Source organism: Nostoc sp. (assembly GCF_036919495.1).
GTDB lineage: Bacteria > Cyanobacteriota > Cyanobacteriia > Cyanobacteriales > Nostocaceae > Nostoc.
Window position 1 is genome coordinate 37,834 of sequence record NZ_JBALBZ010000164.1, and the last position, 11,925, is coordinate 49,758.

At 41.8% G+C, this 11,925-nt stretch carries 11 protein-coding genes and 1 pseudogene; 7 read left to right on the plus strand and 5 right to left on the minus strand.

The window, feature by feature from the left end; genetic code table 11:
• Positions 1-43: 43 nt before the first annotated feature.
• A complete protein-coding gene (locus V7K25_RS23430; RefSeq protein ID WP_335161059.1) occupies positions 44-487 on the minus strand; it encodes an SRPBCC family protein in 444 nt (147 codons plus the stop codon).
• A gap of 440 nt (positions 488-927) precedes the next feature.
• On the opposite strand from V7K25_RS23430, the gene V7K25_RS23435 reads away from it, so the two are divergent.
• Positions 928-2,580, plus strand: coding sequence for a mechanosensitive ion channel (locus V7K25_RS23435; protein WP_335161061.1), 1,653 nt, complete (start codon positions 928-930; stop codon positions 2,578-2,580).
• A 110-nt stretch (positions 2,581-2,690) separates the two neighbouring features.
• Here V7K25_RS23435 and V7K25_RS23440 read toward each other — a convergent pair whose 3' ends face one another.
• The 3 genes from V7K25_RS23440 to V7K25_RS23450 form a co-directional block, all read right to left on the minus strand.
• A complete protein-coding gene (locus V7K25_RS23440; RefSeq protein WP_335161063.1) occupies positions 2,691-3,611 on the minus strand; it encodes an alpha/beta hydrolase in 921 nt (306 codons plus the stop codon).
• A 116-nt stretch (positions 3,612-3,727) separates the two neighbouring features.
• Positions 3,728-4,024 carry a hypothetical protein gene (locus V7K25_RS23445; protein ID WP_335161065.1) on the minus strand — a complete coding sequence of 99 codons (297 nt, stop codon included), beginning with the start codon at positions 4,022-4,024 and terminating at the stop codon, positions 3,728-3,730.
• Positions 4,025-4,249: 225 nt separating this feature from the next.
• Entirely contained in the window at positions 4,250-5,869 is a 1,620-nt protein-coding gene (locus V7K25_RS23450) for a hypothetical protein (RefSeq protein WP_335161067.1), read from the minus strand.
• Between the two features lie 88 nt (positions 5,870-5,957).
• On the opposite strand from V7K25_RS23450, the gene V7K25_RS23455 reads away from it, so the two are divergent.
• On the plus strand, positions 5,958-9,257 hold the full coding sequence (locus tag V7K25_RS23455) for an alpha-mannosidase (RefSeq protein WP_335161070.1): 3,300 nt from the start codon (positions 5,958-5,960) through the stop codon (positions 9,255-9,257).
• Between the two features lie 69 nt (positions 9,258-9,326).
• Here V7K25_RS23455 and psbN read toward each other — a convergent pair whose 3' ends face one another.
• Positions 9,327-9,458, minus strand: coding sequence for a photosystem II reaction center protein PsbN (gene psbN / locus V7K25_RS23460; protein WP_100901201.1), 132 nt, complete (start codon positions 9,456-9,458; stop codon positions 9,327-9,329).
• Between the two features lie 85 nt (positions 9,459-9,543).
• On the opposite strand from psbN, the gene psbH reads away from it, so the two are divergent.
• The 5 genes and pseudogenes from psbH to V7K25_RS23485 all read left to right on the plus strand — a co-directional run.
• Positions 9,544-9,747 carry a photosystem II reaction center phosphoprotein PsbH gene (psbH, locus tag V7K25_RS23465; RefSeq protein ID WP_109011888.1) on the plus strand — a complete coding sequence of 68 codons (204 nt, stop codon included), beginning with the start codon at positions 9,544-9,546 and terminating at the stop codon, positions 9,745-9,747.
• Between the two features lie 151 nt (positions 9,748-9,898).
• Positions 9,899-10,171: a TatA/E family twin arginine-targeting protein translocase gene (locus V7K25_RS23470; RefSeq protein ID WP_229468263.1), complete on the plus strand. Its 273-nt coding sequence runs from the start codon at positions 9,899-9,901 to the stop codon at positions 10,169-10,171.
• 33 nt (positions 10,172-10,204) lie between these two features.
• Positions 10,205-10,849, plus strand: coding sequence for an aminoacyl-tRNA hydrolase (gene pth, locus V7K25_RS23475; RefSeq protein ID WP_335161072.1), 645 nt, complete (start codon positions 10,205-10,207; stop codon positions 10,847-10,849).
• A 772-nt stretch (positions 10,850-11,621) separates the two neighbouring features.
• Positions 11,622-11,756 carry a hypothetical protein gene (locus V7K25_RS23480; RefSeq protein ID WP_335161074.1) on the plus strand — a complete coding sequence of 45 codons (135 nt, stop codon included), beginning with the start codon at positions 11,622-11,624 and terminating at the stop codon, positions 11,754-11,756.
• A gap of 71 nt (positions 11,757-11,827) precedes the next feature.
• Positions 11,828-11,925: pseudogene (locus tag V7K25_RS23485) on the plus strand (paraslipin); the annotation flags it as partial.

The window sequence follows — 11,925 nt, forward strand, 5'->3', positions numbered from 1 at the left end:
GGGTGGAGATGAGGGAGAATGACCAATGACAAATGACCAATGACTAATTTTGTTGTTCTGCTACTCGTTTGAGGCGGCGTAGTTGGGCTTGCATATCTTCTTTTGTCCAAGATGCGGCAAAGGTGTTGAAACCCCAACTAACTAAGGGGTTAGGGATATCGTACTCAAAGCGGTTGAGTAGGAGTGTTCCCTTTTCTGTTGGCTGACATTCCCAGCGATCGCGTCCTTGAAAAAATCCCTGAAATTCCCAAACTAGCAAACCCGGTTGTCGTTCTACAACTATGCTATTCAATGTGGGTTTCAGTAGAGGAATTTGAATGATAAAACGACTTTTACTGCCAACATCAGTACTCCAAGTTTCACCCACAGGTTCGCAACGGAGAACGGGGTTGAGCCAGCGATGCATGAGAGCTAAATCGCTAATACAGCGCTCCACCACCGTAGCTGTAGCATTAATTTGAATCGATTGTGACAAAACTTGAGACATTAAAAATCTCTGATGCTGTTGCTGCAATTAGAGTAACGCAAAATTCTGGGGAATGGGGAATAGGGAGTAGAGAGTGGGGGATGAGGGGACAAGAGGTGAGAACTTGCAACAAGTCTTTCCCTTCCCGTTGTATCCAAGTCCTCTTCCCCATACCCAATGCCCAATGCCCACTGTCATTCAATCAAATTAGTCTTGATATCAATATATATATAGGACTATGATTTGATTTCTGAAAAAATCTAAGTAGCAAGTAGGGTGTGTTATGGCGTAGCCTAACGCACCTAACCTTTGGGCGGTGCGTTAGCCTTTGGCGTAACGCACCCTACGTATATTTCAATAATCAAATATGAGTCCTATATATATGTTTTTACTGGTAAATTGATAGGAAAAACACTGACTCAGTGTTTGCGGCGAATACTTAAGCTTAATTCCCGAAAACCATGAACACAACTTGGCAAGGAATAACCCAGGTGATAGGAGTTGCTTTGTCTACGAAGGTGCAGCAATTTTTGGCACAATCGCCCAACATGTACCTGACACCACCAGCAGTGAATCAAGGAATCGCTGATGTACAAGGTATTATTCAACAGTTAATTCTGTTTACACCCCGTCTGCTGGGGGCAGTGGCAATTTTGTTAGTAGGTTTGCTAATTGCCTTCGGCGTAGCCGCGCTGACGCGAGGAATTCTCAATCGCACAAATATAGATAACCGCATTGCCGCAGGGGTAACAGGTCGTCAAGATGTTCCCCAAGTAGAAAAATTAATCTCCAGCTTAGTATTTTGGAGCATTATTCTACTGACGGCAGTAGCTGTTTTACAGGCATTAGATTTAGAGGTAGCGTCTCGACCTCTCAATAATTTTCTCAATCAACTTATTGGCTTTTTGCCAAAGTTGGTTGGTGCGGGAATCCTTTTGGTAACCGCCTGGTTTTTGGCGACCATTGTGAAGATTATTACTGTGCGCTCATTACAGGCATTTAATCTGGATGAGCGTTTGAATCCAGAACCACAAGACAGCGCACCCAGCCTCAATCAGTTGTCTCTGAGTGAGACGATTGGTAATGCTCTGTATTGGTTTATATTTTTACTGTTTCTCGCCCCAATTTTAGATACTCTCGAACTCAGGCAGGCTCTACAACCAGTACAAGCTCTCATTACAGAAGTTCTGCTAATTCTGCCGAACATTTTAGCGGCGGTGCTAATTGCTGTAGTTGGCTGGTTCATAGCTAATGTGGTGCGGCGGATTGTAACAAACTTGCTAGCGACAACTGGCATTGACCATTTAGGTAGTCGGTTGGGATTATCTGCGGCTGCGGGGGTGCAACCTCTATCGAATATTATCGGCACAATTGTCTATGTTCTGATTTTGATTCCTGTGGCGATCGCAGCCCTCAATGCTCTAGAAATTAATGCGATCTCTATGCCTGCGATCGCTATGCTACAACAGGTTCTTAACGCCCTCCCTGCCATCTTTACAGCCGTGGCAATTTTGATTGTTGCCTATTTCGTGGGGCGGTTTATCGCGGATTTGGTTACAAGTATCCTCACCAATTTAGGATTTAATAACATTTTCACTATTTTGGGTCTGACAACACCCAGCAGACGAATCGTAGTTTCAACAGAATCAACAACCCCCCCGATTCCAACCCGCACGCCATCGGAAATTGCAGGCATTGTTGCCTTAGTGGGTATTATGCTGTTTGCAACGGTGGCGGCAGTGAATATCTTGAATATTCCAGCCTTGACAGCATTAGTGTCTGGAATTGTAATCATATTCGGGCGTATTCTAGCAGGATTGGTGATATTTGCCATTGGTCTATTCCTGGCAAATCTCGCTTTTAATATCATTACCAGTTCTGGCGACCGCCAAGCCCAAATTTTGGGACAAGTAGCACGGATTGCCATCATTACCTTAGTTTCTGCAATGGCACTGCAACAGATTGGAGTTGCTAGTGATATTGTGAATTTAGCCTTTGGACTTTTACTTGGTGCGATCGCAGTTGCTATTGCCCTAGCCTTTGGTCTTGGGGGGCGCGATATTGCCCGCGAGCAAGTTCAAGAATGGCTAAATTCTTTCAAAGGTAGAAACTAATTCCTCTGTGACATCTCCCACCACTAAATCGTCCCTCCCGATTTTGGTGGGGGCTTCCAAGATAATCTGGCTACTGCTGTGCGTAGGCTCTTTGCTTTAAAGAGGGAATGCTAAGAACCAGGAAACTCTAACTCACCGCTTCCGCGTCCTAACTGTGCCGTCTGGGGTGGTAGATGTCGCTCCAACCAATCTTCCAAATCAGCCATTACCTCTCGATAATTAAGGTCACTCTGAATTTCATGATAGGCTCCCGGATACTCGATTCTCAGCTTATCTGTGCAGTTTACGCGTTGATAAAAGATATCACTTCCCGCAGGTAAAGCAACTCGGTCTGCACCACCGTGGAGAATCAACAATGGTAATTGCCAATCAGCTGTATGAGCATAAATCCAATCAAGTGTTGCAAAAAATTCTGTAGCCAGACGGGCAGTAGCAAGGGTATGCCGCAGTGTATCCTGAGCGAATGCGGCTAAAACTTGCTGATCTCGTGAACCAGCACTGATGTCAATGCCTGTATTCAGGGTAAAACGCGGCCACACCCGCGAGAGCATTTTTCCTAAAAGCACCCGAATAGGTGAAGCCCCAACTTTCCCCAAGCTTGGCGCTAAAGCGATCGCACCTTGCAAAACTGATGCTTGTTGAGGATGGCGCAGAATATAATCTAAGACAATCACCCCGCCTAAACTATGACCCAAAAGAAAAATTGGGCATTCAGGATTCTGAGTCTGAATTAACTGTAAAAAGGCTCCTAAATCTTCGCAAAACTCACTCCAAGCGTTGATATAGCCTCGCTGACCCGATGAGCGTCCATGACCACGTAAATCGAAGGCGTAGACAGCATATTGTTTGGGTATCAAATGCTGAACTATATTATTGTAGCGATCGCTGTGCCCTCCAAGTCCATGCACAATCGCTAATATTGCCCGTACTTTACCTTCTGGATGCCAGCTTTGGTAATATAGGTCAAGTCCTCCAACACCTTGAAATCTGCCTTCTCTACGAGACACGACGCGATCGCTATGGTCAATCATAGGGTTAGTTTTTTACATATTTTCCCAGCAAGCTACTAACATGTCAACTAATTATTAATAACCAACAGGAGCTAAATTGCTACGTTATTTCCTCAATCACATATTGTGATGATGGTTTATTGCTCTAAAAAGTTTGTAACTTTGAAATTTGATGTTCCCTCCCAACAGTGATTTAAAAATGCGTTTACCTGAGCATCTGCTGAGTCAGCCGATTCTCTAGAAGCGTTGAATTGCACTGCTGTCACAATATATTCAAAAATAATTACAAATTGCTTTTGGGGTGAAATTCTTTCGACTACAATTGTTTCACCTATTTTAGGAACTTGAGGCACATTCACTACAAATGTCTCAATTTTTGGTTTATCTAGTGGGTTTTTGAAATTGAAATATTTACAGTAAACAATAATTTTCACTTAGACAACCACCAATAACATTATAGATAATTCAAATTATCCTTTAATTGAAAAATTGTAAACATTATAATAGTTTTTTAAAAAATATCTACCGATTTATACAAACAATCCCAAATCAAGCTACAAGATGTTAACCTGTAAACCCAGATTAAATCTAAAGAATCTTAACTACGAATTAGGTTAGCGTAGCGGTAGCGACGTAGGAGCGTCATTACAAATTACGAATTATTTCCCCTGCCATAGTTGCCGTAACGACTGAAAAATCCTTACAAATCTCTCTTCTAGCCAGAGCATAACATAATCAACCCATTCCAGAAGTTGCTCTAAAGGGTGCTTCTCGTAACCTATTGAAGTTGCTTTAGTTTCTATCCAGTCTGGCTGCGCCTCAACTTGAGTGCTTTGGTGAAATTGCTGGTGTAAAATTTCCCCTTTCCGACTCTCACTTTTACTTTGGGAAATGCTAGTTCGAGTTTGTTTTGCAGAAGCAACTCTAGATGTTTTTTGACTTCTTCGCGCCAAACCAGATCCAACTTTAGGTTGTTTTATAGTTAAATTATTTTGTGGAAAATGTCCTGCTGATAAACTTGAGGCTAAAGCAGGATTTGTCTTCCCAGAAAGTGTAATTGGCTTTTGAGTAATGGTTTCCGTGTCGCCAAATAAATCATTCCATGTTAGCCAAGGATCATCTGTTAAATCCTGGTTTTCCAACTGAGAGCTTTTGGACAAAAACTTTCTAAAGCGTGATGATGATAGTTTACCTTGCGATGGCTTATCACTAGTTGTTGATTCAAGTATTTTTCTATTCCCAACACCAAAAAAGTAATTAAGCGCTGCTTCAATCAAAGCCTGAAGATTCCGTGTATGAGTTTCTAAACCGTCACCATTGCTTGTAATTTCTCCTCTAGCAGCTAATTGCTCTTTCCCATAAAGAAATATATTTAACTGAGTTTGGGCAACTTGGACAATTTCTTGGCTACGTTCTTGCACAGGTACTAAAGCATTTAATTCCAATTTAGCAAAGGCTATATCTAGAAATGCTAATAATTTATCTGTATTAAGTAAATTTTTTGGTATACCCTCGGCTAAAAGTGAATTTTTAGCTGTATTTTCATCAGTTAGTTTTGCTAATAAATGGTTGATTTGTGGTAATAGCTCCGTTTCTTTTTTAGCTATAATCAATCGCCAAAACTTCCAATAATTAGCAACTTCGTTAATAATTCGGTCTTCTAGTATTGCTTGCTGCTGGGGTGTCAAAATATCTAGAATTTCATTGTCGGCAGTAACAAGTACTAAACTACGATCCATTAAATTTGTGGCAATTCCCCGTACTACTGGAAGATGCTGATTGAGAGCATTTTCTAGCTGTAAAGGGTTGAGACTTCCGCTCTGATTCTCAGTAATACTTGATAATTGAGTAAAATTAGCATTATTTGTAGACTTATTATCAGCGAATTTCAGCCGTAAAACTCCCAATAAAGCCAAGGGTTTGAAAGATTCAACTGTTTTTGCAGGAGTAGAAGTGGCTTCATTAGATGACAGATAATTGACTGCCTCTAGTACATGTTGAATCGGACTATCAACATTTGGAATTTCGGGCTGGAAATCGGTATCATTTGGTTGTAACTTTAGTCTAGTTTGTGGTTCTTTGGTCTGTAGCGTTTTTCCAGATGATTCAGATGACTGAAACAGTAGATACACTGGGTAAAGTAGTACCTCCACACCCCACTTAGTAGCAACTTGCATATGCCGGAAGGTGTGTTCCCACTGTTGTGTCACCCGCCGAGATTGCTGGTGGACAAAGTTAAATAGTCTGCTTTGATAACGCCCAGAGGAACCAGAAGACATAGTAGTAATTTTTTAGTTCAAGTCTTGTATAAGTTGTGAGACTCGCGCCAAACAATAAAAACGACCAACACCTCATCTTAGCGAATATATGACCCCGACTGTCTCTCAATCCCAGACCAAAATAATCTCACAAGCAATTGAGCAACTGCGCTCTTTTTGTCAAGTTAATCTCCAGTCTACTTGGGTATACCAGGAATCTGACCTGATTATTACTGATGTTGTAGCTGCTGATTTGTCTCATTGGCAACCTGTCCAGTTGAATGCTAAAGAACATATCGCTTGGACAGGCGGGAAAAAAGTGTTATGGCTAGTGCAAAGAGTGGTGGTTCCCCAAGATTTACAGGGCTATTCCTTAGCTGGGTTATCTTTGCGGCTGGCGCTGGTTTGGTGGGCAGATTCTGCTGAGATTTATGTAAATGGGGAGTTAGTGCTGGAGGGTGATTTATTTGATTGTTCGCCTAGAGTGCTTCTGGGTCAAGGGGTGACGCCAGGGGAAGAGTTTATTGTGGCTTTGCGGTTAGTGAGTCCAGGGCATTGTGATGGTGCTTTAGTGCGATCGCTCCTAGTTTATCAGTCTACTGTTGATAATAATCCCGATCCGGGTTTTGTGGCTGATGAGTTAGCTGTAGTGCAACTTTATTTGGAAAAGTTTGCGCCACAGAAGTTGGATGTTTTGGCAGCGATGGTGGGGGAGGTTACGAACCGCCAAGACGCCAAGAACGCGAAGGAAGAAAAAGGAGAGTTCGTAAAGTCGTTTTTATCTCTACGCCAAAACCTAATTCAATCCGATATCTTAGCCCCCCTTTTAAAGGGGAGCCACTGCGGTCTTGGGGTCTCCCCAAGTGGAGCAAGTGGCGTGGGTTGGGGGGATCAAAAATCTAAAATTTTCTTATTGGGTCATGCTCACTTAGATTTAGCATGGCTATGGCCTGTGAGTGAAACTTGGAATGCGGCGCAAAACACTTTTGAGTCGGTTTTGAAGTTACAAGCAGATTTTCCTGAGTTAATTTTCTGTCATTCGACTCCCGCACTTTATGCTTGGATTGAAGAACATCGCCCGGATTTATTCAGGGCAATTCAAGCACAGGTAGTTGCTGGACGTTGGGAAGTTGTCGGCGGAATGTGGGTGGAACCAGAACTCAACTTGATTTCTGGTGAATCAATAGTCCGTCAGCTATTGTATGGTCAGCGCTACATTCAGGAAAAATTTGGTAAGCTTTCAACTGTGGTGTGGGTTCCAGATTCTTTTGGTTTTTGTGCCACTTTACCGCAGTTTTTCGCTAATGCCGGAATTGAGTATTTTGTCACGCAGAAGTTGCGGTGGAATGATACTACTAAATTTGATTATGGGGCTTTTTGGTGGCGATCGCCTGACGGCAGTGAAGTCTTTAGTTTGATGTCTGCACCCATCGGTGAAAGCATTGACCCAGTTAAAATGGCATCCTACGCTCTTGAATGGCAATCCCAAACTGGTTTACCAGAATCCCTCTGGCTTCCCGGTGTCGGCGACCACGGCGGTGGCCCCACCCGTGATATGTTAGAAACCGCCCAACGCTGGCAAAAGTCGCCTTTTTTCCCAGATATCGAATTTACAACGGCTGAAAAATATTTAAAGCAAATTGTAGAGACGCGATTCATCGCGTCTGTTAATAATTATGATTCTTCCCCTGCCTCCCCTCCCTTCCCCACCTGGAATGACGAACTATACTTAGAATTCCACCGAGGTTGCTACACTACACACGCAGATCAAAAACGCTGGAATCGTCGTTGTGAAAATTTATTGTATGAAGCTGAATTATTTGCTACTTTGGCAACCGTAAGCTGTGGTGTGACATATCCTAAAGCAGAAATCGAAGCAGCTTGGAAGCAGGTGCTATTTCAACAGTTTCACGATATTTTACCTGGTTCTTCAATTACCCAAGTTTACACAGATGCGTTGCCCCAATGGCAGCAAGTGGAACAAATGGGAACGAAGATATTACAGGAATCACTTTTAGCGATCGCATCTCACATTACCTTATCAGAACCACCAAAACCCAATAGTTTGCCTATTTTCGTTTTCAATTCTCTCAATTGGCAACGCTCTGAGGTAGTCTCTGTAGCCTTACCCACGCCAGAGGAATGGCACATTTACGATGCTTCTGGAAAGCAGCTTGTCTCCCAATTATCTAAACTATCAACCCTACTATTTCTTGCCACCGAAATTCCACCCGTTGGCTACCGCATATTTTGGCTTTCCCCCTCATCTCCCTCATCTCCCCCATCCCCCTCATCTCCCCCGCTCCTCCCAGACTGGATTTTAGAAAATGAATTCCTACGAGTTGTCATAGATCCTGATACTGGAGATTTATCAAGTGTTTTTGATAAAACATATCAACGAGAGGTTTTGAGTGGGGCGGGGAATCAACTACAAGCTTTTAAAGACAGTGGTCAATATTGGGATGCTTGGAATATAGACCCCAATTATGCTCAACATCCTTTACCCTCAACAAATCTTCTATCTATTCAGTGGTTAGAACAAGGCCCAGTGCAAAGTCGTGTACGCGTGGTGCGTCAGTTGGGTGAATCAGAATTTTACCAAGACTATATTTTGCCAGCTAGTTCACCTCTGCTGAAAATAGCTACTACTGTCAACTGGCAAGAAAATCATGTATTAGTAAAAGCTGCTTTTCCTTTGAATATTGAAGCAGACTTTGCTACATACGAAATTCCCTGTGGCGCGATTCGCCGTCCAACTAAACCGCAAACCCCCGCAGAACAAGCAAAATGGGAAGTTCCCGCTTTGCGTTGGGCTGATTTGACAGAAGAAACACAGGAGGGTATTCACGGAGTTAGTTTGCTGAATGATTGTAAATACGGTTACGACAGCAAACCAAATCAACTGCGCTTGACACTGCTACGCAGCCCTAATTGGCCAGACTCAGAGGCTGACAGAGGTTTTCACGAGTTCACATATACCTTGTATCCTCATGCTGGTAGCTGGGAATCAGCCCATACAGTCCGGCGTGGCTATGAATTGAATATACCGTTGCAAGTGATATTGAATCCCGTTAATCAAAACCCACATAAAAATTCTCCCCTGTCTGCCGATAAAGAGTGGTTGGGGGTGAGTTTCCTAGATTTATCAGCTGAAAATTTAATCTTGATGGCCTTTAAGCCATCAGAAGAGAACCCACAGCAGTTAATTCTGCGGTGTTATGAATGTCACGGAGAAATAGCTGAGTTATCTTGGCAAAGTGATTTAGGGTTAAATCTAGGAGATACAGTAGATTTATTAGAGCGTTCCTCTACTACTGAATTCTCATCTGAGCAACAAATCTTGACGATACAACCTTGGAAAATCGCCAGTTTCAAGGTGATACCAGCGATTAATCCCAAGCTGGAGTAATTAACTAGTGCTATGTCATTAGTCAGTTGTGGTTTTCCACAGACCATTGACTAATGACTAATGACTCATTTAATCTTCGTGATCGTCAAACGGATCGTTCAATTGCTTGCTAGGTGGGCCAAAGGAGGTGTAAATCGAAATTCCGGTGATGGCAACTACCACGGCAGCCACAGAAATGCTAAGAACTATTGCGGGTTCCATAATTGAGGAATAGATGATGAGTGCTATTCTTATAGAATATTACAGAAGATTAAAAAAAGCTTTGGCAAGTAGTATTAGGTGAATTATGGCACAAAGGACTAGGTTGGGAGATATCCTGAAACCACTGAACTCTGAGTATGGAAAAGTGGCTCCAGGTTGGGGTACTACCCCTGTGATGGCTGTTTTTATCTTGCTATTTTTCGTGTTTCTGCTAATTATTCTGCAACTTTACAATAGAACACTGTTGGTTGAGGATGTAGTAGTGGATTGGCGGAGTTTAGGGCGCTAAAGGATACACAGCTATCAAGTTTGGATAACAAGTTATGTTACACCCGGTTCTTCCGGGTTTTTTTGTCAATGCTCAGTGCATACTAACCATTGAGTAGACTAAATAATATCTGAGTTTCTGTAGTAGTTCATATAGTTTACAGGAGACAAAAATGAATATATTTGGTATCGGTCTGCCGGAAATGGCTGTAATTATGGTAGTAGCATTGTTAATCTTTGGCCCCAAGAAGCTACCAGAGATTGGTCGCAGTGTGGGCAAAACAATTCGTAGTTTCCAAGAGGCTTCTAAAGATTTTCAAAACGAGTTTCAAAAAGAAGCAGAACAGTTAGAAGAAGCTGTCAAGACTACTGCGGAATTGGAACCTAAGCAAATCTACCCTGCTAAATCTGAGCAGGATACTGCCAGTTCTTCCCAACCTAGTTAGGAGAGTGCTAGATATCAATTGACTGTAGGCAAAATGACAGAAGCTGTGACGACGCAATCAGCTTTGGTGATTCCCCAGCTAATTGTCGGGTTGGGGAATCCAGAAAGCAAGTACGACCAAACACGCCATAACATCGGCTTTGCTGCTGTAGAAACTCTCTCCCGTTCTTGGCGCATTCCCTTAGCAGAAAACCGCAAGTTTCAGGGTGAGTATGGCGAGGGTATGGCCCCAAGTGGAGGTAAGATTCGCTTGCTAAAGCCGTTAACTTATATGAATCGCTCAGGACAAGCAATACAAGCGGTAACGAGTTGGTATAAATTGCCGCCTGAGTCAGTGCTGGTCATTTATGACGATATGGATTTGCCCTTGGGAAAAACTCGTCTGCGGTTATCTGGTTCGGCTGGGGGACATAACGGTATGAAAAGTGCGATCGCACATCTTAGTACCCAAAACTTTCCCCGTTTGCGAATCGGTATTGGTAAACCCAAAGGTGCAGCTAACAACGATGATTCTGATGCTGTTTCTCATGTGCTGGGGCGATTTTCCGCAGCAGAAAATCAGCAGATGTCTCTTGTACTTCAGTTCGTGGTTGAGTGTATTGAACTAAGCCTCAAGCAGGGAGTAGAAAAGGCGATGAATGTTTGTAATAGCCGTACCATTAATAATTCTGAGTCTTAGGATTGGATGAATACTGGCTTGTAAGTTTGACAAAGGCGCTTATTTTGGTTGATGGGCAGCGATTTTAGCTTGTTCCATCCAACTGAAATAAACCCCTTAACGCCTTCTGTACATAGAATAAGTCACTCATCTACACCCTAATTTGGGGTGCGGCATAGTTTGCTTAAATTTTGTAAGAATAATGGCACTGAATTTAGTAAAATATGATTTATATATACAGATATTGAAAGTTTATTCTGCTTTCATTAAATAATTTATATCAGGCTCTTAATGTGGCGAAAGCAACAAATAAATTTTATATACTAGTTGATTTTGACAATTACTCTACCACTGAATAAAATTAGTACTATGTCAATCCCTAATAAACCCATCCAAAATTACTAGCTTCTCTACGAAAAAGCACTAATGTAAACACATTTGGCATAATCGCTAATACCTAAACACTAGCTGGTAATCTGCTGGAAAAAGGTTCTATTAGTCGCTAAAAAACATGATGTTTTGATCAAAAAACTATAATTTTATAAAAAGTAAAATTAAACATATAAGTCTGATTAACAACCGACCTATAATATTTTTATATTTTTAATGGCTAAAGCCAATTTTAATCAGATTATACTAAAGTTTTAAAAATTATCATAAATTTTACTATAATTTAGTTAATCTATGTGAATATACTTAATTAAAGTCCAAGCTGTCTGAAGATGTCAATATAAATAATGTTGATTAGATAAAGTAGTCCTTGCCAGCATTTTATCAAGGTGCTTTAATAGCGATGTCTGACGACAAGAAGCAGAGCTTCTACGCATTCCGCAAAACAGCCCACTTACAGAATATGTACAAGACACGCAGCAATTCGACATCAGACATCGCTGCTGGTGTTCATAAAATTACAGACTCAAAACATTAAACTCAAAGATATGACAAGCTATTAGCATATCTTTGACACTAAATTCTCCCAAAAGCTAAATAGGAGTATATATGGAGCCAATCATTTTTATAGTTTTAGTGCTTATAGGTTATGCCTTAGGTTCTGCAAAACTGATTAATCAAGGTAATGAAGCCCTAGTCGAACGCCT

Excerpts from the sequence above, each read along its gene's own strand:
- V7K25_RS23430 (WP_335161059.1), bottom strand. The coding sequence starts at position 487 with ATGTCTCAAGTTTTGTCACAATCGATTCAAATTAATGCTACAGCTACG.
- V7K25_RS23435 (WP_335161061.1), top strand. The coding sequence starts at position 928 with ATGAACACAACTTGGCAAGGAATAACCCAGGTGATAGGAGTTGCTTTG.
- V7K25_RS23440 (WP_335161063.1), bottom strand. The coding sequence starts at position 3,611 with ATGATTGACCATAGCGATCGCGTCGTGTCTCGTAGAGAAGGCAGATTT.
- V7K25_RS23450 (WP_335161067.1), bottom strand. The coding sequence starts at position 5,869 with ATGTCTTCTGGTTCCTCTGGGCGTTATCAAAGCAGACTATTTAACTTT.
- V7K25_RS23455 (WP_335161070.1), top strand. The coding sequence starts at position 5,958 with ATGACCCCGACTGTCTCTCAATCCCAGACCAAAATAATCTCACAAGCA.
- psbN (WP_100901201.1), bottom strand. The coding sequence starts at position 9,458 with ATGGAACCCGCAATAGTTCTTAGCATTTCTGTGGCTGCCGTGGTAGTT.
- psbH (WP_109011888.1), top strand. The coding sequence starts at position 9,544 with ATGGCACAAAGGACTAGGTTGGGAGATATCCTGAAACCACTGAACTCT.
- V7K25_RS23470 (WP_229468263.1), top strand. The coding sequence starts at position 9,899 with ATGAATATATTTGGTATCGGTCTGCCGGAAATGGCTGTAATTATGGTA.
- pth (WP_335161072.1), top strand. The coding sequence starts at position 10,205 with ATGACAGAAGCTGTGACGACGCAATCAGCTTTGGTGATTCCCCAGCTA.
- V7K25_RS23480 (WP_335161074.1), top strand. The coding sequence starts at position 11,622 with ATGTCTGACGACAAGAAGCAGAGCTTCTACGCATTCCGCAAAACAGCC.